The organism is Gracilimonas sp. (assembly GCF_031581265.1).
Lineage (GTDB): Bacteria > Bacteroidota > Rhodothermia > Balneolales > Balneolaceae > Gracilimonas.
On the sequence record NZ_JAVLBQ010000008.1, the window covers coordinates 13,230 to 38,409 of the forward strand.

At 42.5% G+C, this 25,180-nt stretch carries 16 protein-coding genes and 1 pseudogene; 4 read left to right on the forward strand and 13 right to left on the reverse strand.

Going from position 1 to position 25,180, the window contains the following annotated elements; translation table 11 throughout:
• The first annotated feature begins 74 nt into the window (after nt 1-74).
• Nucleotides 75-2,117 (forward strand): S9 family peptidase, encoded by a 2,043-nt coding sequence (locus tag RI561_RS04685; protein WP_395079068.1) that lies wholly within the window; start codon nt 75-77, stop codon nt 2,115-2,117.
• Between the two features lie 81 nt (nt 2,118-2,198).
• Here the strand turns inward: RI561_RS04685 and RI561_RS04690 are convergent, their stop codons facing one another.
• From RI561_RS04690 to hutH, 3 genes are read right to left on the reverse strand one after another with little or no spacing between them, the layout of a single operon-like run.
• Nucleotides 2,199-2,669, reverse strand: coding sequence for a DUF456 domain-containing protein (locus RI561_RS04690; protein ID WP_395079069.1), 471 nt, complete (start codon nt 2,667-2,669; stop codon nt 2,199-2,201).
• A gap of 31 nt (nt 2,670-2,700) precedes the next feature.
• On the reverse strand, nt 2,701-3,888 hold the full coding sequence (locus RI561_RS04695; RefSeq protein WP_395079070.1) for a nitrate/nitrite transporter: 1,188 nt from the start codon (nt 3,886-3,888) through the stop codon (nt 2,701-2,703).
• A gap of 5 nt (nt 3,889-3,893) precedes the next feature.
• Complete coding sequence (gene hutH, locus RI561_RS04700) at nt 3,894-5,381, reverse strand: histidine ammonia-lyase (protein ID WP_395079071.1); 1,488 nt, start codon at nt 5,379-5,381, stop codon at nt 3,894-3,896.
• Nucleotides 5,382-5,566: 185 nt separating this feature from the next.
• Here hutH and RI561_RS04705 point away from each other — a divergent pair, with 185 nt between their 5' ends.
• A complete protein-coding gene (locus tag RI561_RS04705; protein ID WP_395079072.1) occupies nt 5,567-7,081 on the forward strand; it encodes a peptide MFS transporter in 1,515 nt (504 codons plus the stop codon).
• Between the two features lie 255 nt (nt 7,082-7,336).
• Here RI561_RS04705 and RI561_RS04710 read toward each other — a convergent pair whose 3' ends face one another.
• The 8 genes and pseudogenes from RI561_RS04710 to RI561_RS04745 form a co-directional block, all read right to left on the reverse strand.
• The gene (locus tag RI561_RS04710; RefSeq protein ID WP_395079130.1) at nt 7,337-8,116 is read right to left on the reverse strand and encodes an ion channel; all 780 of its coding nucleotides are present in this window, start codon (nt 8,114-8,116) and stop codon (nt 7,337-7,339) included.
• Between the two features lie 706 nt (nt 8,117-8,822).
• Nucleotides 8,823-10,046, reverse strand: a complete 1,224-nt coding sequence (locus RI561_RS04715) for an NAD(P)/FAD-dependent oxidoreductase (protein WP_395079073.1) — start codon at nt 10,044-10,046, stop codon at nt 8,823-8,825.
• 110 nt (nt 10,047-10,156) lie between these two features.
• Nucleotides 10,157-12,232, reverse strand: a complete 2,076-nt coding sequence (proX, locus tag RI561_RS04720) for a glycine betaine/L-proline ABC transporter substrate-binding protein ProX (protein ID WP_395079074.1) — start codon at nt 12,230-12,232, stop codon at nt 10,157-10,159.
• Between the two features lie 114 nt (nt 12,233-12,346).
• A complete protein-coding gene (locus RI561_RS04725; protein WP_395079075.1) occupies nt 12,347-13,858 on the reverse strand; it encodes a potassium channel family protein in 1,512 nt (503 codons plus the stop codon).
• Between the two features lie 100 nt (nt 13,859-13,958).
• Nucleotides 13,959-16,178: an amino acid permease gene (locus RI561_RS04730; RefSeq protein ID WP_395079076.1), complete on the reverse strand. Its 2,220-nt coding sequence runs from the start codon at nt 16,176-16,178 to the stop codon at nt 13,959-13,961.
• Nucleotides 16,179-16,962: 784 nt separating this feature from the next.
• On the reverse strand, nt 16,963-17,727 hold the full coding sequence (locus RI561_RS04735; protein WP_395079077.1) for an MIP/aquaporin family protein: 765 nt from the start codon (nt 17,725-17,727) through the stop codon (nt 16,963-16,965).
• Between the two features lie 31 nt (nt 17,728-17,758).
• Nucleotides 17,759-19,258 carry a glycerol kinase GlpK gene (gene glpK / locus RI561_RS04740; protein WP_395079078.1) on the reverse strand — a complete coding sequence of 500 codons (1,500 nt, stop codon included), beginning with the start codon at nt 19,256-19,258 and terminating at the stop codon, nt 17,759-17,761.
• A gap of 177 nt (nt 19,259-19,435) precedes the next feature.
• Nucleotides 19,436-20,176 (reverse strand): annotated as a pseudogene (locus RI561_RS04745) (transporter).
• A 101-nt stretch (nt 20,177-20,277) separates the two neighbouring features.
• Between RI561_RS04745 and mnmE the strand changes: the two are divergent.
• Entirely contained in the window at nt 20,278-21,651 is a 1,374-nt protein-coding gene (gene mnmE, locus RI561_RS04750) for a tRNA uridine-5-carboxymethylaminomethyl(34) synthesis GTPase MnmE (RefSeq protein WP_395079079.1), read from the forward strand.
• 220 nt (nt 21,652-21,871) lie between these two features.
• Complete coding sequence (locus tag RI561_RS04755) at nt 21,872-22,513, forward strand: hypothetical protein (RefSeq protein WP_395079080.1); 642 nt, start codon at nt 21,872-21,874, stop codon at nt 22,511-22,513.
• 145 nt (nt 22,514-22,658) lie between these two features.
• Here RI561_RS04755 and RI561_RS04760 read toward each other — a convergent pair whose 3' ends face one another.
• Nucleotides 22,659-23,903 (reverse strand): ABC transporter permease, encoded by a 1,245-nt coding sequence (locus RI561_RS04760; protein WP_395079081.1) that lies wholly within the window; start codon nt 23,901-23,903, stop codon nt 22,659-22,661.
• A gap of 23 nt (nt 23,904-23,926) precedes the next feature.
• Nucleotides 23,927-25,156: an ABC transporter permease gene (locus tag RI561_RS04765; RefSeq protein WP_395079082.1), complete on the reverse strand. Its 1,230-nt coding sequence runs from the start codon at nt 25,154-25,156 to the stop codon at nt 23,927-23,929.
• Nucleotides 25,157-25,180: the final 24 nt, after the last annotated feature.

Here is a 25,180-nt window from a genome sequence, read left to right on the forward strand (position 1 = left end):
ATATTCGGTGATTACTTTCAGTTTATTTTCAGGATTTTGCACAAAAACTATCAATTTCAGTTAAGGAGGAATCTATGATTCTATCAAATAGAGTACTTTCAAAAGTGGCTATGGTTTTCTTTGTTGCCATTTTTGCGGGATTCGGATCGATGTGTTATGCACAAAATGGCTTGACACCTGAACAGGTTGCCAAAATGAAAAGTGTAGGCTCGGTGTATCTGTCTCCGGATGGTTCTACTGCTGCATACACCGTATCGGTACCGGCTGACCCTTTCAAAAATAATGCACCGGCCAGCTCTCATCTTTACTTAATGGATGTTGAAACAGGAGACACAAAACCATTTATCACAGGTAGAAGTGTAAGTGGAATTGCCTTTCGCCCAAATCATAACAGCATAACCTATTTAGATCGTCAGGACGGAGACAATACTCGTTCCATCTACGAAATTTCGCTGAATGGCGGTGAAGCACAAAAACTTTACTCCTTCAAAACTAATATTGTAGGATATGAATGGGCACCGGATGGAAATCATATTGTTTTCAGGGCTACAGAACCTAAAGAGAGTAAAGACTCTCCGCTACCATATCAGCCCGAAATATATGAGGAAAACCTCACCAACACCTGGGCCTATATTCAAAATGTATCGCGAGATGGCCATATGCCACACCGCATCCCATTAGAAGGCAGCGTTTATACCGCGCACTGGAGCCCGGATCAATCAAAACTGGCGGTGGCGGTTGCACCAACCCCGTTAGTGGATGATTTCTATATGGCGCAGAAGGTGTTCGTCATCGATCATATGAGTCGTGATGTTTTAGCAGAAGTGGATCATACCGGGAAACTCGGACAGTTTACATGGAGTCCCGATGGAAGTAAAATTGCTATGATTGCAGCAGCAAATATCAACGATCCCATTGACGGCCGACTCAAAATAGTGAACCCGGAAGACGGCTCAACTACGCTACTCAGAGAAGATTTCAAAGGGAAGTTTGAGCAAATTGAGTGGGCTGACAATAACACATTGCATTACCTGGCAAGTAAAGGGGTTTGGTCAGAATTTGGAAGTATCCGAAGTGACGGAAGCCAAATGGATGCCATTGTCCCTACCGGCGGACCTATTATAAATGGATTTGCTCATTCGACTGATGGAACACATGTTTTTGATGTAAACACCCCCTCACACCCTGATGAGTTGTACTTGATGAAACAAGGTGATGACAGTCCTCAACGCATCACAAACAGCAATCCATGGTTGGATGATATTGAAATGGGTGAACAGGAAGCCATCACTTATACCACAGACGATGGTTTTGAAATCGAAGGCGTCCTTATCTATCCGCTTGATTATCAGGAAAACAGTCGATATCCGGTAATCACGATCGTGCACGGTGGACCTGAAGCTCATTATGACAATGGCTGGCTAACTGATTATTCTGATGCCGGTCAGGTTGGAGCCGCTCAGGGCTATGTCGTCTTCTATCCCAATTACCGGGGAAGTACCGGGCGCGGAATTGATTTTGCTATGAGCAGTCAAGGTGATTTAGCCGGAGCTGAATTCGATGATATTGTAGAAGGCGTTGACTACCTGATTGACCAAGGTGTTGCTGATGAAGACAAAGTTGGTGTAACCGGAGGTTCTTACGGAGGATATGCCACGGCCTGGATGAGCACAAAATACAGCGATCGATTTGCTGCCGGTGTGATGTTTGTGGGAATCAGTAACAACCTCTCAAAATGGGGAACTTCTGATATCCCGGAAGAGCTCTATCACGTGCATGCCCGCAAACGCATTTGGGAAGACTACCAAGATTACCTGGAGCGAAGCCCAATTTATCATGTTGATAATGCGGAAACCCCTTTGCTTATAATGCATGGGAAAGAAGATACGCGGGTTGATCCCGGCCAATCGTATGAACTCTATCGGCATATTAAAACCAGAACAGATACTCCGGTTCGTTTAGTTCTTTATCCGGGTGAAGGTCATGGTAACAGAAATGCCACTGCTCAGTATGATTATAACCTAAGGTCTATGCGATGGTTTAACCAGTATCTAAAAGGTGAGAAAGAACGACCTGATACTGAGTTGGATATTGAAGAGGTACGCATAGAAAACTAAATAACAATAGGATTTAATACTAAGCCCCGATGGGTTAAATCCATCGGGGCTTTTTGTTCTTCTACTTCAAATAAAAGTGTATCAGATATTTGTAAAGTAATACCAGCCCATCATTCCTGCAGCAACAACTTTTAATCCGGTTGCAACCATAAATCCAACAAAAGTGCCCAAGGCTGACTTCAATGCGCGATCAGATTTCTGCCCCGCTATAATTTCACCGACAAACGCTCCTAAAAGTGGTCCAACAACAAACCCAATGGGTGGAAAAAATAATCCTACAATCAAACCAACAACACTTCCCGTAACTGCAAAAGGCGAGCCCCCTGATTTTTTAGTGGCCCAAGCCGGTATCACATTATCCAGCACAAAACCGAAAAGAATAACCAAGCCCAACCATATCAGCATAAAAGATACTGTGAAGGGAGCGTATAAAAGTTGAAGTATGAGCAGACCTGTATAGCTTATGGGGAGCCCCGGTAAAACAGGCAAAAATGCTCCAATAAAACCTGCAATAATGCACAAAGCGCCAAGTATGAGAAGTATTGTTTCCATGTTTACCTACACGATTTAAGTGATGAAAATGTTACGTTAAAACTTTTTTATCAAATCTGTTGAGGGTTATCAAACCAAACAAGGGGCCAAACAGCAACATCCAGAATACATATGGGTTTTCTACGCTTACCCACGATAAAGTTACCAATTGAATACTTAAAATTGTGATTGCAAAGCCAATGCTATTTACGATAGTCAAACCAGTAGCTACATAGGAACGGTCTGCAGAACCGGCTACTAATGCCGAAAATTGAGGAGAATCAGAGACCACAAAAAATCCCCACATTACTAAAAAGAGAATAAATAACCATGTGGCAGATTCAAATAAGAAGGGAATCAACAAACAGGATAACCCTGACATGGACAAGGAGAAAAATGCCACTTTTTTACTTCCTACTTTAATGGAAAAATGTCCGCCAATGGCACAACTGACTCCGCCAATCCCAATTATGATAAAGGACCATAAAGGCACATTCAAAGACCCGGAAGTTATATTATTATGATAAGCCAGCATCACCGGGACGAAAGCCCAGAAAGCATAGAGCTCCCACATATGGCCAAAATACCCAAAAGCTGCTGATCTGAAATTTTTATCCCTGAACAGAGTAAATAAAGCCGAAGGTTTAAATGCCCCTGCCTTTCCTTTAAAAGGTCCATCTTCTACCATCAAGTAAAGTAACAATCCCCCTGAAAAACTGAGAATTGAAGTACTAATCAATACAAAACGCCAAGGCAAATCTCCCCCGGCATATTTCAGAAAATGAGGAAATGCGGTCCCTACAACCAAGGCTCCAACCAGGTATCCCAGTGCTTTTCCTAATCCTTTTTTGTGCCAGTCTGAAGCTATTTTCATTCCTACCGGATAAATCCCGGCCAAGAAAAATCCTGTCAATATTCGAGCTGAAAGTACCTCAAAAAAACTATCCCCATAAATTATAAGAATATTGAAAAGGGCTCCCAAAAAAGAACAAGCTAAGAAGACTTTTACGGGAGAAATGCGATCGGCAACATTCAGTATAGCAAAGATAAGCGTACCAATAATAAAACCGGCTTGTACGGCCATAGTGATATGGCCCACGGCCGACTCTCCCAAACCCAATTCAAAAATAAGATCGGGGACAACCGCATTGCCGGCAAACCAAAGTGAAGTTCCCGCAAATTGAGAGAATACAATTACAGGGAGAATATATTTTGGAATCGTTGGTTTATTTAAGGGCATGTCAGTTACTTCAAAGGTAATTCGCTTATCAAATCAAACTCGTTAAGTAACCTAACTGCCATATTAATTTCATCCTTGAAATAATGATCTTCCCGGGCATGAGGAATTTGTTCCCTGATATACCGATGAGCTTCCTCAACTCCCTTTCCGGGTTTAAGTGGCTTTCTGAAATCTAAAGCTTGTGCAGCCGTAAACATTTCGATGGCCAATACTTGCTCCACATTCTTTAATACATTTAGCAATTTCAAAGCGCCGATACTTCCCATGCTTACGTGATCTTCCTGCCCCAAACTGGTTGGTATGGAATCTACTGAAGCCGGGTGGCAGAGTACCTTATTTTCCGAAACCAGGGCGGCAGCTGTGTACTGAGGAATCATAAACCCGGAATTAATGCCGGTTTCTTCCATGAGCAATTGGGGTAATCCGTCGTGCCCTTCCAACATTAAGTAAGTACGTCGCTCTGAAATACTCGCCAATTCTGCCAGTGCAATGGCAGCATAGTCTAAAACAAGTGCCAGCGGCTGGCCATGGAAATTTCCACCTGAAATTATATCTCCATTGGGAAATACGAGAGGATTATCCGTTACAGAATTAATCTCCGTTTCTGCGGTATTCACACAGTGAGCAATCGCATCGCGACTGGCTCCGTGAACTTGAGGAATGCATCGCAGAGAATACGGATCTTGCACCTTACCACAATTTCGATGCGATTCCAGAATCTCACTTTCCACCAGTAAATTTCTCACATTCTCAGCAACTGTTTGCTGTCCCGAATGCGGCCGAATTTCATGGATCCGTTTATCAAAAGGTTTTATGCTTCCCTGTAATGCTTCCAAACTCATGGCCCCCAAAAGATCTGCTACTTTTAGCAGGTGTAATGTCTTTTCCAACACGTACGCCTCGTACGAACTCATTAGCTGTGTTCCATTGATCAGGGAAAGACCGTCTTTGGGCTGAAGCTCAATAGGCTCCAGGTTATGCTTTTTCAATACTTCTTCGGCAGGGATGGTATCTGTTCCGTCCTCATTCCAAAATGATCCAAATCCCAACAAGGGCAACGACATGTGGGCAAGCGGAGCTAAATCTCCGGAAGCTCCAACACTTCCCTTTTCGGGAACTGCAGGTACCAAATCATGTTCTTCGAAATATATAAGCCGCTCAAAAGTCTCTTTTGAAATTCCTGAATAGCCAATTCCCAGTGCATGAATTTTCAGCTGCAACATTAGACGGGAGATTTCTTTGGGAATCAAATCCCCGGTTCCCACAGCATGTGATAAAATTAAATTCCGCTGCAATTGTTTAAGTTGATCTTCGCTCACCCTTTTATTGGCTAAAACCCCAAAACCGGTGTTTATTCCATAAAAGGCTTCATTTTTAGTAAGCGCATCCTCTACCACGGCTCTTGACTTCAAAACAGGCGACGGATCTTTCTTTAGTTGTGTTATCGATTTCTCGATATCCTCGTATAAGTTGCTGATCTTTATTTTATGCATATCTCCCAATTTATTTCAGCTATCATCTCGTTATTTATATCAATTTTTGATGATAATTTACCAATCCTTTGATGGCCTAAGGTCGTCAGAACATCCATTGAATTCAATCCCTTCTTGCAACCGACGGTCTGTTTAGGTATCATCGAACAATTTGCAGATTTCATCTTAACCAAAACTTCGATTTTATGGCAGAGAATACAAAAGATTCAAGCACCTCCTTTTTTGGCCACCCCAGGGGATTGGCTACCTTATTTTTCACTGAAATGTGGGAGCGTTTCAGTTATTACGGGATGCGCGGCATCCTCGTTCTTTTTATGGTTGATGCTATAAACACCGGCGGATTAGGCCTCGATGATAAAACTGCCACCGCCATTTACGGTCTTTACACCATGTTTGTGTACCTGTTGGCCCTGCCCGGCGGCTGGCTTGCTGATAAATTTATGGGTTTACGAAACGCCATTTGGTACGGTGGAATCATCATTGCTGCCGGACACTTTTCCATGGCAATCCCCACCGATCAAACATTTTACCTTGGATTAGTACTTATTGTTATTGGAACCGGATTTTTGAAACCGAACATTAGCAGTATTGTTGGTGGCTTGTATTCTGACGATGAACCGGCTCGTCGTGATGCCGGTTTTTCCATTTTTTATATGGGGATTAACATCGGAGCATTTATTGCCCCTATTGCTACCGGGTGGTTAGGTGAAGGGATTAACTGGCATTATGGATTCGGGCTTGCCGGAGTCGGAATGGTACTTGGTTTGATTCAATACAAACTCACCGAACACTATCTTGGCGATATTGGAGCAGAACCGGAACAGCTCGATGATCCTATAAAACAAACTAAGCGGCATGAACGGATTAAAAATGCACTTTGGGGAATTGGTGCTGCGCTTACCATTTTTGTAGGATTGGTTATGGGTGGTGTTATTACCATAGATCCTGTTGCTATTGCTGATGCTTCCGGAGTTATTATTTTTGGATTGGTGATCGCTTATTTCGTCTATGTATTTATAGCCGAAGAGCTCACTACTGATCAGAAAAAGAAAATTGGTGTTATCGCTGCTTTATTTGTTTTTTCAGCCATCTTTTGGTCAGGTTTTGAGCAAGCCGGTTCATCCTTGAATCTCTTCGCAGAAAGGTATACCGACCGCGAAATGTTTGGCTGGTTGATGCCGGCAAGTTGGCTTCAATCCGTTAATGCCTTTTTCATTATTACCCTTGCACCTGTTTTTGGATGGTTGTGGGTATGGTTGGCAAAAAGAAGTCTTGAACCTTCTACACCTGTAAAATTTGCATTGGGTTTGATTTTTCTCGGAGTCGGTTTCTTAGTGATGATGTTTGCTTCCTATTATGTAGTGGATGGAAATGAGGTGTTACCAACATGGTTGATCATGACCTATTTGTTCCACACCATCGGGGAACTTTGCTTGAGTCCGGTTGGATTAAGTGCGGTAACCAAACTTGCACCAAAAAAACTGGTGGGACAAATGATGGGAATCTGGTTTATGTCAATAGCTTTCGGAAACTTGATTGCCGGACGTGTTGCCGGTCAGTTTGATCAAGAGTCCATAGCAAATGATCCCGGTTTATTGCCTGATCTGTTCTGGATCATTGTACTTACAACTGTTGGAGGTGGTATTGTGATGCTGCTATTCAGTAAGCCCATTCGCAAGTTGATGGGTAACGTGAGGTAATATCTTAATCCGATAATTTTGAGGATAATTATCGTAGGTCGGACAGATTTGTCCGGCCTTTTTTATGATTAAAAGCTATTCCGGAGCATTTGCCATAACCCCATCCATCACCCCGCTCTCATTGAATTAACTCATTTCATCTTATTCACAGCGAGCGGAAAGATGGATTCCTAATATCCCAAACTCCCATTAATAAAATTTATCTTCCTTCGGCCTTAAAAAAAATTAAAAGTGAAGGCGTATAAAGGTGAGCACTTAGCTGCTTAATTTCGAATCCCAATATCGTTCAAGATCAAAATTGTGATGCTTCAGTGCATTCTTTAGCAAGTCATTACTTTTCATGATTACTGCCTTACGTGGTAGGGTTTCAAGCATTGGATGTTCTTCGTTATTCAGCTCCACATAAACAGTACCCGTGGTATTATGCTCCATAATACGGCTTACCACATGCAGAGTCTTTAAGTCCGGATCGGAAAATCTAATATTAGCAAATACAAAAACATCGGATGCTTCCGAAATATTTGTCCTTAATAACACCTGCGGACTGATGGGTACACCATAAATAAAATCATACTGGGAATAAGGAGCACGCTCTACCAACGCGCCGGCAATAACGAGTTTCCGTTCAACAAAATCGGGATGCTTTTGAATTTCTTTTATCAATTCATCCGCAAAGGCTGTGTATTCGCATATAACGATATGATTTTTATAATCCACCTCACCGAGACCCCGCTCTTCTTCTTCAAACTTAGCCTGAAGGTAGTTAAGGATTACTGATATAATATGGGTGTATCCAAAAATACCAATCACTATTGCCAGTACACCGGCTATCCGGCCCGGAGTGGTAACAGGAACAAGATCCCCATATCCTACTGTAGATGAGGTAACAAACCACCACCAAACGGCATCGGCATAATTTTGAATATCCCCATGACCGGGCTCCCAAACCCAAACTATAGACGTAGTAAATACAAAACTGAATGTAAAAAGAGCGGACAGAAAAAATATTTGTTTTCTTACCTGTGAGGAGTGAATTTGCGGCGTTTTTGCAGGTTTACTCTACATATAATCTAGCTAAAGAATACTTTTCTAATTAAGAGCTTTTAAAGTAGCAATTATAATAACATATGTTAAAATGGTTTTTTGATAAAGGCACAATGGAGAGAAAACAATCAAGGCAAAAACTCATTTCATCCTATTCACACCGAGTGGAAAGATGGATTAACTGTTTCCCAAATCTACCAAAGCGTCTTCTCCCTTATTTATAGGGGAGAAACAAGGAGGGATGCCGAATTCAAGCAACCAATCATTATTCAACCTCTTGGAAGCGGAACTTCCGGTAGGCATTGCACAGCGGAGCTGAGCAACGAGGGGCTCGGGTGCGAGTGCAAATTCCATCGGCCTTAGAAAAAAGAGCGTATAAAAGATGACGAAATGAAGCGTTAATAAAGAAATCATACCGCTGATAAATTAAGAAGCGAACCATGAACGTTAAGGAGCATTGATTTCTTTTAGCGCAATGCAGTTAGCTTTAGCTCTTTTTTCGAGCCGGGCGCTTTTGTTTCTTTTGTCAGCACAAAAGAAAAAGAAACCCATTAAAAGCAATTAACCTTTAAAGGCCAACAAGTTATCAACGCCAATACCCATCCATCACCCCGCTCTCATCGAGTTTATTATCATCCCTTAAAAACGAGCGGAAAGATGGATTCGTAGCGAACATATTTTAAACGAACTAAAAAAACTACTTCAACTTCCCTGCAATAAATCCCGTCGTCCATGCTGCCTGAAAGTTAAAGCCTCCAGTTACTCCATCTATATCCAAGACCTCTCCTGCAAAATAGAGTCCGGGTGATTTCCGGCTTTCCATCGTTTTCATATCCACATCCTGTAAAATGATGCCCCCACAAGTCACAAACTCTTCCTTGAACGTCGTCTTCCCTTCAACCTGATACTCATCATTGGTCAACAGATGCACCAGACGATTTATGTTCTTCTTTCCCATATTCTGCCATATCATATCATCACCTAATGCCAGCTTATCGATCAGAAAATCCCATAACCTCCCGGCAAGCCCAAATGGATTTACATTCGTAATTTTCTTTTTACCGTGATCGTCTTCAATAGATTTCAAAATATCACGGACCTCCTGCTCAGTGTGATCTCCGGTCCAGTTTACCAGCACTTTAAAATTATAATCCATCTCGTGTAACTCACGCGCACCAAATGCTGAAAGCTTTAAAATAGCCGGTCCGCTCATACCCCAATGTGTGATCAATAATGGCCCACTGCTTTGCAGTTTTGAGCCCATAATCTTTACCGAAACAGGATCAGCTACCACGCCCATTAGTTTTTTAATCGGTTCATCCGGCATATTAAAAGTGAAGAGTGAAGGCACCGGTTCTTCTGCATCATGGCCTAATTCTCGGAGCCAGTCGAAGCCACTTGGCCGCGGACTTCCTCCTGTAGCGACAATCACTTTATCAGCCTTAATCCTTCCGCCTCGATGTAAACCCATTTCATAGCCGGAATCTTTTTTATGCAGGGATTTTATATTCACCTTCATCTGGATGCCAATTCCAAGCTTACGAATTTCATCCATCAGGCAGTTGATGATTGTTTCAGAATCATCGGTGACGGGGAACATGCGTCCATCCGATTCGGTTTTCAACTTTACGCCACGACTTTCAAACCATTCTACCGTATCCGTCGGGGAAAATATCCCGAATGCTTTCTTCAGTGGCCGTTCACCTCTGGGATAATATTTTACTAACTCCCGTATATCAAAACAATGGTGTGTTACATTGCATCGCCCACCGCCGGATATGCGTACTTTGGAAAGCAGCTTATTTGATTTTTCGTAGATTGTGACTTTAGCTTCGGGATAATGTTTTTTAGCAGAAATGGCCGCAAAAAATCCCGCTGCCCCACCACCTATAACTGCTACTTGTAGATCTTCTTTTTTCATAACTAAAAGATACCCTTTCTTTGGGTGAGTGTCTTATGGGGTCATGAATTTTTCTAACAGATATGCTTTGATCTCGTCTATTCTAATTGCGCTCCAGAGATAAGGTAAATTCAATTCCCAAACCACCGATTTTGTATCTGCCGATATGTGCCATCTTCCACCAACTTCAGGTATCCCAAGTTAATATCTTTACGCAGACCACTTCCTTTTGGCATCGCGAATCCATAAGACTGTTGCTGAAATATGCTTCCGGTTACATCAACTTCCCCATATCCCTCTTGCGAGGCAAAATGCTGTAACACAGGAGCATCATAAACTACAGCATCTGTTTCACCTTCCATTAATTGGGCTATGGCTTCATCAATGGTATTAAAGGTATTCGCATTAAGACCGTTATCTTCTAAATAAAATTCGGCTGCACTGTTACTAACGGTAGCTACTTCTTTTCCGTAAAGATCATCCATGTTGGTGATACTGCTTTCAATTTCTTGCAAAGTAACGGTACTTGTGACGGTAGCAGTGAAGTATGAAAAGGCAAAATATCCTGCAAAAATCCATATCAAGCCAAACACCCGGCCGGGGACACCTTTAGGGGTTTTATCACCGTAACCAACAGTGGTCACCGTCACCGCGGCCCACCATATCGCTACGCCAATTCCAGTCCAATAGTTCTCCGGGAAATCTTCATTCTCTTTGCGCTCCGTAAACCAGATAATGTGAGCAGACATCAATAACACTCCAAAGAAAAACAAAAATATAAATAGCACTTCTTTTGAGAATATAATGGATAGTATGGCTCTTGGAATCGTACTGATTGTACTTTCCTTTTTGGGAATCATAATCTGCAAACCCGTTTCGTAATAGGGATGGGAAAAATCGAGATTTTCTTCTCTATCCGACGTTATACCCAAGGCTGCTGTGGCAATATCGGCCTCCCCTCGTTTCAAGTCATCCAGCATTTTGGCGATGCTATTTACGCTGTAAATTGTATAATCTATCCCTATTTCTTCAGCCACCGCATCAAATACTTCAATGCTGAATCCACTGTACTCCCTGTTTTGATAACTCACTAACGGCTCTACTTGTTGCGTCACCACCCTTATAGTTTGATCCGCATAATCACTACCAACCTGTAGTTCTGAATGGGGTGAACTACCAGAAGGCGTTCCCTCTGAGAATGGATTTTCAACTCCCGCTTCCATTAGAATATCAGTAACACGGCTTTTATTATCCGCTATCCACTCCCTGGCATGATTACGTATATCACTCAAACTGCCTTCGCCTCCGGCCATTCTCGCATTTTGTTCCTGGATATCAGCCAGTGGAATTTGTAATTCTTCAAATAAAATCCTGAGGTCAGGGTATTTGTTAAGAAACATCCGGTTCGATACTACCCTGATGTCATTCAAATCGTACCCAAGTTTAATTTCATCTTTAGTTGAGCCTGCAAGACCGCTTATAGCTTCCTGATCTTCAACCGGCACATGTAGCCAAAAAACATCTTCTCCCGGGGTGATTTGTCCCAACGTCCAATTTGGTGTCCATGTATATAACAGTAATGGCTGATCTCGCCCAAGTGCCTCAATAGCTTCACGGGCTAAAGGATTATAATCACCGCTTATCTGTTCCACCGTCTCGGTAAGTTCAAGAGCTTGCAGATGTTCATCAATCCGGTCGTGACAACTCCAGTCCGTATTACATCCTATCAGGTCAGCTTTGCCATTTCCATCCGTATCAAAATGCTCTGCCACCGCCGGGTCTTGAAGCTGATCGAGGGATTGCAGATTATATCTTTGAGCCGATACTGCATCCACCAAATACCCTTGTAAAGCCCCACTCTCCACTTCATATCCTACCGGTATTATGTTTTTATTTTGGTTATAACGTTGAATTACAGGCTCATGCAGAGGAAACCATCCATTGACCCACAAATCCATATTACCATTTGCCAGGGCCTTATAAAACTCATCGGCAGTCATTGTTTCGGCAGGGGCTACCGTGTATCCCATTTCCTCAATTAATAACCGAAAAACCTCTGTTTGAAACCACCCGGTATCCCACGTTGATCGTGCTATGTAGATAGTGTCTTCATTAGAATCGGGCTGCTGTACAGCTTGAGCATTAATATCCGATTGAACTAAAAAAGCACATAACAAAAGACCAAAAATCTTGAAAAGATATTTCATGATTCAGCAATAATTTGCACTAAATATTTATCTAAAATACTTGATATTGCTGTAATTACACAACGTATATTTAAAGCTGATCTCTGACTAATTCAAATATCGCTTTTCAAATTCTTAGGTACTCTTATCGGTACCCGCCAAGATCACTTCATCCCCTTTCTTAAACTCAAATTCCTCCGGATCTACGTTTAGTATTTTTTCACCATCACGAACAACAACTAAAACAGTACAACCTGTTTCAGCTCTTACATCACTTCGGGCTAATGTTGATCCGGCTAACGAACCAACAGGAAGCTGAATAAGATTAATTTGCTTGCTGGCTGCAATGGAAGTTTCATCCTCAAAGATACAGGAGGCCAGCATACGCCCGCTTACCGTAGCCAAAGATTGCACATAATCTGCCCCGGCCTGGTACAGCTTTTGAACATCATCCACATCATTGGCTCTTACAATTATGTTAGCTCTGTTATTCATATTTCGTGACATCAGCGTAGCAAACAGGGCAGCTGTGTCATCCCGGATAGTGATAATGATAGCCGAAGCTTCTTCTATCCCGATTTCATTAAGCGTCTCCGGATCCCTCACATCTCCTACTATATCAACCCCTTCTTTATCTTCGATATCCACAACTTTCACTGAAACACTCGTATCTCTAAGCACTTCAGCCACTGCTTTCCCAGACTGCCCGTATCCCAAAATTAATACCTTGTTTCGGATGAAGTCTCTTGTCTTCGCTTCTGCTTTTTTGGTCAAATTCTCGAGATCTTCCGAAATACCGGCTACCAAAAGACGGGTGTCTGAGCTTAACTCCAAATCTACATGTACAGGACTTTGAAAATCTCCTTTCACCCATGCCCCGATGATATTTATGTTATATTCCTGTAACAGATTTGTTCTGCCTATAATCTGATTACACAACTCACTTCCTTCCTCAATATCGATCTCTACAATCTCAATATTGTTGTCAATTTCCACACTGTCGTTTATAGAAACTGCCGGAACCTGAGCTGCCAAGCTCTGTCCTACCAACTGCCGGGGTGCAATGGACATGTCAGCTCCTGCAAGATCGTAATATACCTGCATATTTTCGTCCCTTAAAATGGCAATCACCTTCGCCTCAGTGTCAATATTTTTGACCGTAAAAATGGTACTTATGTTTTTATAGATATCTGTATGAATGACAACTGCTGTCGCCTCTTTAATACGAGCTGCTTCTAAAACTTCTTTTTGTTCGGGATCTCCAAGCATCACTTTAAACCCGGTTTCCATCAATTCTTTTGCCTTTTCCTCTTCATCTTCGATGATCACATAATCCTTATTTCTTGAATCTAACTCACGAATAAGAGCTTCAGTGTATGAGGAGTAATCGCAAATAATAACATGATTGGTTTTGGTAATATTTCTGGGAACAACCTTTCCCATCACATCTTTAAGTGCGGGAATAAAAAAGACCGGAAAAGCTATAAAAAGCAAAGCGAGTCCCGTAAAATTCATCCATAAAATGAAGTAATTCATGAAATCACTTTGCCAGGGAGCAAAGCCTCCATACCCGCTTGTAGTCAAAGATTCTACCACTACTTGAATGGATTGGGCTAACGTAACTTGCTGTCCTTCAAAATACAGCATTGACCAACGAAATATTTCAGCATATGTCAATATTATAGCAACTACTGCTGCTATAAATAAGACTATTTTGTTTTGCCAGCTTACTTTTATCATCAATGAATTATGCTAAAATATTTTCGTTACCTGAATCGGATACAAACACACAAGCCGAGGATGTCAACTCTACATAGGAGCGCAATCGGTCAAGATCGGGTTCTTCGGGTAGGCCAAAGAAATCGACGTCGGCTTGGGGAGCAGTTTTTAATGTTTCCTCAAAAGCCCCAATTTCTACATGTGCTTCTACATCTTTAAGGCGGGCCAGGTCAAGCAGGGTTTCCAGGTATTTATACGCATCTTCAACTTCATCTTCATTTACCACAACAATAACCCTCATTTTGGCATCCCAATTTTTCTTCAATTTGTATGCCGATAACAAAGCCAGATCCACATTTCCCAGATCCATGCTCACATCCCAGTGCGGACTTTTTTCCCGCAACCACACATTGATGGAAGCACTACGGCCAAGCTGTGCAACATTATCTTCCACATATAACTGAACTCCCATGTTATTGATTTGTGCTGCCTTGATCATTGACTTCATTTCTTCATCATAACGACTGTCATGGAGCAGTCTCAAAAATAAAATATTTGGGGTGAAAAATGTTCCCTGCAAAGTTTGAAGTGAACTGATAAGGGCATTTTTAAAGTTGTCTGACTCTATCATCGACCAGCGAGTATACACATTTTCACGGCTGAAAGCGGAAGCCATTTCAAACAAATCATCTCTCATGTTTTCCAATTGAGAGCGGTCTGTAATCCCAATCAGTTTAATAGAACCTTTAGGGTAAACAAGGTTTCTAATCAGACTAAAACTACCCCTAAGTTCCCTGGTGTTTCGAACCGGCACTAATAAATTGGCTTTCCATGCCCGCTCATTTTCTTTTGGAAGCTGGGAAACACGCTTGGCCGCCCACTCTGCCACCGATACAAATAGGCCACTTCTCATATCCCCGTAAGGCACTTTTAGTTTTCGATTTGTTAGATAGAGATAAGCAGCCACCACAAACACAATGGAGATCAACCCAAAGGTGGCGTTGATAATAAACATCGTAAACAAACACCCGACCGTTCCTATAAATGGTACATACTTGGGGATCGCAAAAGTGGGCCTGAAGCTGACCATATCCATCCTTTGTACTATAAGCACCACCAGGTTGATCATCATATAGGTGATGAGGAAAAACATGGTTATTAATGGAGCAATGGTATTTAGGTCTCGGAGTAAAAGTGTAAATATTACGATACCACCGGTAAGTAAAATAGCGTTACGGGGCTCGCCATTGGTTGATAATTTTGAAAATAATTCGCCTCCGGGAAAAATTCTATGGTCTCCGAGCGCCTGTAATATTCGTGGTGCCCCTACAATGGAAGCCAAGGCCGATGAAAATGTAGCCCCTAACAAACCACCAAGCACGGCCGGTGGCCATAGCGCTTTGTCAATCATGATATTGTAGTTGGAAACAAGCTCCTCCGGTGTAGCCACTCTCGATAACCAATAAGCTGCCAGCATATAGATTACAAAACTGATCAGTATAGCAGAAATAGTTCCTACGGGGATACTTTTTTTAGGATTTTTCAGTTCTCCCGACATATTTGCCCCTGCCATGATCCCCGTGGCAGCTGGAAAAAATACAGCAAATACAACCCAGAAACTCACCCCCTCAAAATCATTTTCAGGAGCGCCGGGAAATTCACCTATCCATTGTACATCGTACTGCATTACATCGGTAAACGCACTTCCGGCCACCGAGAGCAGAGCTCCAATTATTACCGCTAAAATCAAGTATTGAATCCTAAACGCGAGACTCGCACTTAAAAAAGCAACTATAAATAAAATCGCGAACACAGATGCGTCAACCAAAAGGGCAGAGTGCTCCGGAAAGATATACAGCCAACCTTCCCTGAAACCAAAAATGTACATGGTGATAGCAAAAGTCTGTGCAAGGTACAGCGGAATGCCAACACTTCCGCCCACCTCCAGTCCCAGCGATTGTGAAATAATTGAATATGCCCCTCCTGCTTTAATACGGATATTCGTTGTGATACAGGACATTGAAAGTGCAGTAAAAGTCACGATAACAAAGGCGAGCGTAACAATTCCCATACCGCCAAGGAGCCCGGCATTACCAACTACCCAGCCGTGCCGAACAAATAGAATAACTCCCAAAATAGTCAATAGTGTTGGCACAAAAACGCCGGCAAACGTTCCGTACTTAGTTTGTACGGTAGAATCCCTTTGATCAACCTTCTCTTGTAAAGTCTCTTCCGTTTTATCTTTCATGAAGGGTCATCTTTTTGCTTTAATCTATATATAGTCTGTTACCTAATTAACATTCCAAAAACAATAAAGCATAAGACAACGAATAGAACAAATTTTATGTGAATATTACTCCTTCACACCTCCCATATTCGTCCGAATAAAACAGACAATTAGAATGCTGATGTCCCGGATCAGACGGATGGTCTCAGAAAAAGATATAAAACAAGCCCCAAATACATCCTTCACCCCGCTCTCATCAAATCAATTTATTTAGTCCTATTCACACCGAGCGGAAAGATGGATTCCAGCCTTTCTTTTTTCAAAGCTTTATACCACTGTTTGACATAGAATCTTACCTTCGGCCTTAGAAAAAAGAGCGTATAGAAGATGACGGAATGGAGCGTTAAGAAAGAAATCAAACCGCATGACGCTTCGATTTCATGCATGCCCCGCGATGGAGCATTGATTTCTTTTAGCGGAGTGGAGGCAGCTTTAGCGCTTTTTTCGTAGCCGGGCGCTTTTGTTTCTTTTGTCAGCACAAAAGAAAGGGAAAACCCTTGAACACAATTAATTATTTACTGCCCAACAAAATATATCAACACCAATACCCATCCATCACCCCGCTCTCATCAAATAATTCAATTTTGTCCTATTCACACTGTGCGGAAAGATGGATTCCCGATTTCCCAAATCTACTAAAGCGTCTTCTCCCCTATTTATAGGGTAGAAACAAAGAGGGGTGCCGAATTCGAGCAACCAAGCTTTTTTCAACATGGGCGGATTAACAATCCGCCCAACGTTTATCTCAAAGCAATAAATACGTTAATCCGGCTAAAACGGCCCCGGTAGATGGACCGACTATAGGCACCCAGGAATAGGCCCAATCACTGCTTCCTTTATTTGAAAATGGGAGAACGGCATGGGCTATCCTCGGATCCAAATCCCGAGCCGGGTTAATAGCATAACCGGTAGGCCCACCTAAAGCCAATCCAATTCCAAAAACAAGCAAGGCTACCGGCAGCGCAGCCAATGATCCTAATCCCAGACCAACTTCTTTCCCGTCAATAATTACAGAAGATAAAAGCTCTCCATCAATATCAATAAAACCCGGTTCGTTCAAATAGAGCACGCCAAAAATAAGAATAAAAGTACCAATGGTTTCCGTGACAAAATTTGAAGTATAATTTCGAATTTCAGGGGCAGTTGAAAATACCGCCAATTTAGTCGGACCGTCATCGGTGGCCTCAAAGTGATCTTTATAAGTAAGCCAAGTCAAAAACCCACCAAAAAAGCCTCCCAAAATTTGTGCCAGGATATAAGGAACCACCATTACCCATTCAAATAATCCGGCTGTTGCCAAACCTAACGTGACCGCGGGGTTGATATGAGCTCCACTGAATTGCCCCATCGTATAAACGGCAATAAAAACCCCCATGCCCCATCCCCAGGTAATGACAATCCAACCGCTGCCATTGCCTTTGGTTTTATTTAGAATAACGTTTGCTACCACACCACAGCCGAACAAGAGAAGTATTGCCGTTCCAATAAACTCAGCTAATAAAGGACTCATAAAATTGAATTTTTAAGTGATGTGTTATTTATCAGCGATCATCCGCCCAGGTGATGGCTGCATTAACGGCTCTCTGCCATCCTTTGGTTAGTTTTTGAACTTTTTGCGGCTCCATGTTTTGCTCAAAAATTTTGTCGGTTTTCCAAAGCTTTTTAAGCTCTTCAATATCATCCCAATACCCTACGGCCAACCCTGCAAGATAGGCCGCACCCAAAGCGGTGGTTTCGGTTACAACAGGACGAATAACCGGCACTTCTCCAAGCAAATCACTTTGAAACTGCATAAGTGTATTATTTACGGTTGCACCGCCATCAACCCGTAATTCTTTTACTTCAATACCCGCATCGGCTTTCATTGCATTGAGTAAATCCATCACTTGGTAGGCGATTGAATCTTGGGCGGCTCGTGCTAAATGAGCCCGATTTGTTCCCCGCGTAATTCCAACCATAATACCACGAGCATGCTGCCTCCAATGTGGGGCACCAAGACCTGCAAAAGCCGGCACCAAATACACTCCATCAGAGTCTTCTACTTTATTGGCAAAGTATTCAATGTCTTTTGATTCCTGGATAATACTCATTTCATCTCGCAGCCATTGCACCACGGCTCCACCGATAAAAACTGATCCTTCTAAAGCATATTTAGTTTCACCATTCACTTTCCAGGCAACGGTTGTCAATAAATTGTTTTCTGATTTAACCGGCTCATCCCCAACATTCATTAACATGAAGCATCCGGTTCCATAGGTATTTTTGACCATTCCAGGCTCGGTACACATCTGCCCAAATAAAGCTGCCTGCTGATCTCCGGCAATTCCCGCTATAGGCACCTTACTTGCAAATAATGTGGTTTTAGTCCGTCCGTATTTTTCACTTGATTGCTTTACTTCCGGGAGCATGCTTTTGGGAATATCCATCAGTTCCAACAACTCTTCATCCCACTCCATCTTGTTAATGTTAAAAAGCATGGTTCGAGAGGCGTTGGTGACATCGGTAATATGCAGCTCCCCTTGTGTGAAATTCCAAATGATCCATGTGTCTATGGTTCCAAAAGCAAGTTCACCCTTTTCGGCTTTTTCTCGGGCACCTTCTACATTATCAAGAATCCATTTTATTTTTGTTCCCGAAAAATAAGAGTCAACCATCAAGCCTGTTTTCTGTTTGATGGTTTCGGCATGACCTTCTTCTTTCAACTGATCACAATAATCTGAAGTGCGCCGGTCTTGCCACACAATAGCATTATAAATTGGCTTCCCGGATTTTCGATCCCACACCACGGTTGTTTCCCGCTGATTGGTGATACCGATTCCCGCCAACGCCTTCCCGTTAATACCTGCAGATGCTACCGCTTCAGCCGCAACCCCGGCCTGCGACGACCATATTTCCTGCGCATCATGTTCAACCCAACCCGGCTCAGGATAGATCTGCCTAAATTCTTTTTGAGCTACCGAAACAATCCCCCCTTTTTTATTGAAGAGCATAGCTCGTGAACTCGTGGTGCCCTGATCTAATGCTAAAATAAACTGTTCCATAGCTGCTTTTTGTCTGTTGCAGATTTAGAATTATTACTATTGAGATTACTGTCAACTACTATGATGATTATTCTTTATAAACTTCATAACAGCCCTTAAATACACTTTTTAGACCTATAAAAAAAGGGACGAGATAAAAATCGTCCCTTCAATATTGTTACTCATGAATTTTAACTTCTAAAACCCTTTAGCAAATCCGGCCCCTATAAAGAAGACTTCGCCCTCGGTATCATACCCTAAATTAAAATCTAATTGTGCTCCACTATCAAGATTATATGCTAAACCACCTTCAATCCAGTGTTCATTAAAGCCACTTCCGTAGTACATTCCTGCATATCCGAAGTACCCGCCAAGGTTTTCGCTGTTGGGAAATGAAAATCCCGGGGTAAGTGTAAATAACCAACTATCCAGATTATTCCCGGATTCAAAACTATATCCCAAATTCGATGAAATGCCCCAAGTCTCATTCAAGCTATGATCTGCAAGCAAGCCCACACTCGGGATGGCATCATCATTAGTAAACGCATCTGATCCTACCGGTAAACTCAGTTCTGCCAAGGCGGATAATCGTGGTTTATCATTTTCTTAAATCAAGTTGTACTTAGCACCAATAGACATATCCTGAAATCCGGAATTAGAACCGGCCTGACCATCAAAAGTTACCGATGTATACGAATTCAGAAGAGCGCGAAGTTCCAACTTTTCAGCCAACCCATATCGCAAAACAAGCTGACCAATATCTATTTGATCACTGAAATCATTTGTGGAGTATTGAGCTCCTAATTCCACTCCCAGCATACTTTTGGGTGTTATATAAGAGCCATTTCCTATCCCCGGCCGATCAGGTGAAAAAGATTGGGCGTGTATTAAGTTTATTCCAAATAGTAATAGTGTGGCAACAGATAGTAGTCTTTTCATAGGATATATGATTTATAATGATATGTTTTAATTATTCCGTACGGGCATTTTAGCTGGATTTACAACTACGTATTTCAGAGCAATCTGGTTATCTTTGTTGCATGACAGAAATTACTCAGAAGTCACCCATTGCTGCAATTGCTACTCCCGTTGGGGAAGGTGGTATTGCTGTAATCCGTGTTTCCGGAAAAGAGTCTATTTCAATCGTTAATAACTCATTTACCGGCAAAGACTTAACCAAAGAATCATCGCACACCGTTCACTTTGGGAAGATAGTAAACAAAGACGGCTTTCCGGTGGATGAAGTTTTGGTTACTCTTTTTCATTCTCCCAGATCTTATACCGGGGAGGAAACAGTGGAGATTTCATGCCATGGCGGAGTGTTAGTTACTCAATCAGTACTGGAAACTATATTGGCTCTTGGGGTGAAATCAGCCGAGCCCGGAGAATTTACGCAACGTGCTTTCTTGAATGGCAAACTGGATTTGGATCAAGCCGAAGCCGTAGCTGACCTCATTCACGCCAAAAGCTCGAAAGCCGTAGATGCGGCCCATCAACAATTGGAAGGTCGCTTGGGAGAACACATCAAAGACTTTCGGCAACAGATCATTGATGCAACAGCCATGGTAGAATTGGAACTCGATTTCATTGAAGAGGATGTGGAGTTCGCCAACAAGGAACAGCTTCAGAAATTGTTGGAAAACCTGGATTCGGAGATCACTGAGTTGTTGGAAACCTATGAAACGGGCCGTTTGGTTAAGGATGGGGTAAAAACGGTACTTATCGGCCGGCCAAACGCAGGGAAATCAACCTTATTGAATACCTTGGTTGGAAGCGATCGTGCCATAGTAACAGAAATTGCCGGAACCACCCGCGATACTATTGATGCCGACTGGAGCTATGATGGTTTGCTTTTTAAACTAATAGATACAGCCGGACTTCGAGAGACGGAAGATATTGTGGAAGCGGAAGGCGTAAAACGATCTCAAAAAGCTTTTGAACAAGCTGACTTGGTTATTTATCTAAAAGATCTGTCCCAGCCTTTTATAGAAGAAGAGCGTAAGGAAATTGCGGATTTTCAATCACGAGCCAAAGACACGCCGTTTATTTTGATTGGCACCAAAGCGGATATTGAACTGGATCAGGAATGGAGAACGGAGTTTGACCTGAAAATTTCTGCACTGGAAGGTGAAAAGATCAAAGAATTAAAAAAGCTCCTCAAAGATCGTGCGTTGGAGAATAAGCATTATGATGCCTCCAGCCTGCTCGTCACTTCAACCCGCCACCGTGATGCCCTTCAAAAAACCCAAGAGCATGTCCGGTCTGCCCTCCGTGCCCTGGGCCAAAATATGACCGGCGATTTTTTGTCTATTGATCTCCGTGCCGCATTAAATGAGTTGGGAACTATTACCGGGGAGATTACGAATGAGGATGTATTGGATAGCATATTCTCCCGGTTTTGTATTGGGAAGTGAAGTATATCCGTTCAACACAAAAACCCAACCAAATAAAAAAGCCCACATGCGCTAACATGCAGGCCCTGACCTTAATTATTAGTTTGTACTACGTCTTTTGAGTTTGGTTCCCATATAATTTCAATTTTTTTATAGTCCACTTTTCAGTAATTACTGTAATATTCCTCGGGTTTTATATATTCTATGCGAATCACTGTCAACCAGACGAATTACTCTGCTTATGAAATTTATTTACGTACTCCCTCTGATCTTTCTTCCTTTTCTGGTACAGTTACAAGCCCAACCAAACTTAGATTCGCTACAACAAGATTGGGTTCAATCTTTAAAGGAAGGAGCACCTAAGGCCAATTATTATTGGAATGAAAACCAACTCATCTTTTCTAAAATCAATACATCTGATGCTGAAAGTGTGATACAGATGCTGACCTCAAAACCCATAGCCGGGCTGACTTCTTACAAACACATCCAATCTTTCAGGCATGACCGTTTTCGCTTCCTGACTGCGGGCACCTTACGCACTGATACCGATTCACTTTTGGTAATTTCTCCCTGGCGTGATGTTGAAGGTGAATGGAAAAAGGAAATGGATGTCATCCTATCACAGCAGCTCCCTTCAATGAAAGTACGTTCCGGTGTGCTTGACAAGCTTAATGAGGAACGTGAAAAATGGGTGGAACTGGCCAATCAGCATAACCCGGAAGCACACATTACGGCGACCTATTTGGAAGACGCCAGCTATATTTCCAACGGCCAAAAGTCTGATGGACATCAGGAAATCATAGATCGATATGTGTACATGGAAAACCCGAATTACCAAGTTGACCTGGAATCAGAGCAGCTTTGGCAGGTTTCGGAGGAATAAGTTCTTGAGGTAGGCCGGTATTTTACGGGGACTGAAAGAAGAGGCCCGGGTGGGTTATATGTCATCGTTTGGAACCTGCAGGAAAATGGGCGGTGGCTCATTGAAATGGATTTTAATTTCTAAGTACCATCCATTTTCTCAGGAGTTATTCATACCTAAGCGATTCTACCGGATCTACTTTAGCTGCTTTTATGGCCGGGAATATTCCTGCTATCAATCCAATCAAGCCCAATACACCCACAGTTACGGCAACAGCCACTTGTGATATTTCCGGGTTCCCTAAAAAGTCAGCTGCCCCACCTTGCAAGTTCATCGCCTGTACTCCATAAACTATACCTGAGGAAATCAGTATTCCCAATCCTCCCCCCAAAAATGAAATGAACAGTGATTCAAAAATAAATTGTGTGATTATGTGAATTCTTCTGGCTCCCACAGCAATTTTCAGCCCAATTTCACGAGTACGTTCTTTCACTACAACAAACATAATATTGGCTACTCCTACACCTGCAATCATCAGCGTGAAAAAGCCTACGGTGAATAAAAATATTTCCAAACCGAGAGAAACTTTTCGGTTCATTTCTTCCTGCTCTATGAAGTCCCACATAGGCATGGCTTGTTCATCGGCAGGGTCAAAATTGTATTTTGAAGACATGATGTTTGTTATACCGGCTTTAATATCCTCCTGAAGGGAAGGGTCTTCCGGCCGAATGAGCATAGAACCGATATTTCTATTTCCATACATATTCCGAAATGTAGTGTAGGGAATGATGGCCCGGTTGGCGTCCGGACCGTTATTCATAGATGTTTGCATTTTGGGCTTCATCACCCCAACCACAGTAAATGGTGTGTTGTCCAACATCACTTGTTGGCCTATTGGGTTTTCCTGCCCAAACAGTTGCACGGCTATTTCATCTCCCAAAAATAACACCCTCCGCATTTCGTCCACATCCCGCTCGTTTATAAAACGTCCACCTGCTGCGGGATACATGGTACGCATAATCTCAAAATCGGGGTTTACTCCTTCCATGTAGGTATTGGTCGTCACGTCGTCCGTTTTAAGCTGTGCTCCCCACCGACCATATTGTGGACTGGAGTACTGAATGCTGGGCACCGCTTTTTGAAGTAATTCCACATCTTCTTCCGTGAAAGAAATTCTGCGACCTACTCCAAGCCCTTCATAATTCATACTTGTCTGGCCACCATATACCATAATCACCTGGTTCCCCGCTCCAAGCATTCCCTTCATCATGCTGGTGCCAAGTCCTCGCCCAAATGCTAACAGTAGTACTACTGACAATGTGCCCCATGCGATGGCAGTCAACGTTAGAAATGAACGCAGCTTTTGCTTGCGTAAATCGTTGAAAAATTCAGTGAATAATGTGCGCCACATACGTTCTAATTAGATAATTTCTGTTATTTTCTTAAACACTCAACTACATCCAGTCGAGAAGCACGCCAGGCCGGCAGAAATCCTGAAGCCAATCCTACGATACCAAGTACAGCAAAGGCAATGAGCCCAACTTCGGGAGAGAAATACGGAGTGCCTACAAATTCTTTAATGGGAATGTTTTGCATAGACAGAACTAAACCCCAGCCAATTAAATACCCGGCGGCAGCGCCTATTCCTACAATCATAAACGTTTCCAGGAAAAACTGAATCATAATATGATGTCGGCGTGCACCGGCAGCCCTTCGGATTCCAATTTCTTTCATGCGCTCCTGAACCACTACAAACATAATGTTTGCCACTCCAATGCCTCCCACAGCCAGAGTAAAGAAGCCTATCAAGCCTAAAAACCCATTGATACCTAAAAACATAATATTGATAAAAGACCAAAACTCGTTGGTATCCCAAATACCAATGGCATCTTTATCAGCCGGATCAAAGCGATGTTTTTTTCCCATCACTTTATACACTTCATCCTGAATTGAGGGAGCAATATCAGGGTTCTTGGGGACGTACAGAATATTATTGACGATATCCTTACCCATCATGGCAGAGAAAGTAGTGGCAGGTATAAAGGCCCGGTCTTCATCCCGTTGGTTATAGGATGAATTCTGAACCTTTTCCTGCATCACTCCGATTACAACGAAAGGCGTATTTGAAACCATTACTCTTTTTCCCACCGGATCTTCTTCTCCAAATAGATTTGCAGCCAGGTTATTTCCCAAGAAAATTACCCGTCTTCGTTCGTCGAGGTCGCGCTGGTTGAGCCATCTTCCTCCCTTTTGTTCAAAGGTATTTCTTAGTTCTTGATATACTGGATATACGCCACCAATTGATGAATTTCGGCGCTTTTCACCGTTCTTAACAACAAGGCTTCTCATGTATTCAGGGGTTGCTACATCAATAGCCGGGATTTGATCTTCCAGTACCTGGGCATCAGCTTCTCGGTATCTAATGGGGCGCCCGATTCCGTAGCCTTCAAAGGGTTTGGTTGTTTGGCCTCCGAACATAATGGCCAACTGATCTCCCATACCTCTCATATTAAGAACCGTTTGATCCCGGAATCCCATCCCAAAAGCCAGCAGTAAAATCAGGGTAGCGGTTCCCCACATAATTCCAAAAATAGTAAGGAAACTTCGCAGCCGTTGCTGGTTCAGGTTTTGAAATAGTTCTTTAAATAAAGCCGATACTGACATCTTCAGTCCTTTCTAATAGCTTCT

Bases quoted from the DNA above. Each gene is read 5' to 3' on its own strand.
- RI561_RS04685 (WP_395079068.1), top strand. From the start codon at position 75: ATGATTCTATCAAATAGAGTACTTTCAAAAGTGGCTATGGTTTTCTTT.
- RI561_RS04690 (WP_395079069.1), bottom strand. From the start codon at position 2,669: ATGGAAACAATACTTCTCATACTTGGCGCTTTGTGCATTATTGCAGGT.
- RI561_RS04695 (WP_395079070.1), bottom strand. From the start codon at position 3,888: ATGCCCTTAAATAAACCAACGATTCCAAAATATATTCTCCCTGTAATT.
- hutH (WP_395079071.1), bottom strand. From the start codon at position 5,381: ATGCATAAAATAAAGATCAGCAACTTATACGAGGATATCGAGAAATCG.
- RI561_RS04705 (WP_395079072.1), top strand. From the start codon at position 5,567: ATGGCAGAGAATACAAAAGATTCAAGCACCTCCTTTTTTGGCCACCCC.
- RI561_RS04715 (WP_395079073.1), bottom strand. From the start codon at position 10,046: ATGAAAAAAGAAGATCTACAAGTAGCAGTTATAGGTGGTGGGGCAGCG.
- proX (WP_395079074.1), bottom strand. From the start codon at position 12,232: ATGAAATATCTTTTCAAGATTTTTGGTCTTTTGTTATGTGCTTTTTTA.
- RI561_RS04725 (WP_395079075.1), bottom strand. From the start codon at position 13,858: ATGCTGTATTTTGAAGGACAGCAAGTTACGTTAGCCCAATCCATTCAA.
- RI561_RS04730 (WP_395079076.1), bottom strand. From the start codon at position 16,178: ATGAAAGATAAAACGGAAGAGACTTTACAAGAGAAGGTTGATCAAAGG.
- RI561_RS04735 (WP_395079077.1), bottom strand. From the start codon at position 17,727: ATGAGTCCTTTATTAGCTGAGTTTATTGGAACGGCAATACTTCTCTTG.
- glpK (WP_395079078.1), bottom strand. From the start codon at position 19,258: ATGGAACAGTTTATTTTAGCATTAGATCAGGGCACCACGAGTTCACGA.
- mnmE (WP_395079079.1), top strand. From the start codon at position 20,278: ATGACAGAAATTACTCAGAAGTCACCCATTGCTGCAATTGCTACTCCC.
- RI561_RS04755 (WP_395079080.1), top strand. From the start codon at position 21,872: ATGAAATTTATTTACGTACTCCCTCTGATCTTTCTTCCTTTTCTGGTA.
- RI561_RS04760 (WP_395079081.1), bottom strand. From the start codon at position 23,903: ATGTGGCGCACATTATTCACTGAATTTTTCAACGATTTACGCAAGCAA.
- RI561_RS04765 (WP_395079082.1), bottom strand. From the start codon at position 25,156: ATGTCAGTATCGGCTTTATTTAAAGAACTATTTCAAAACCTGAACCAG.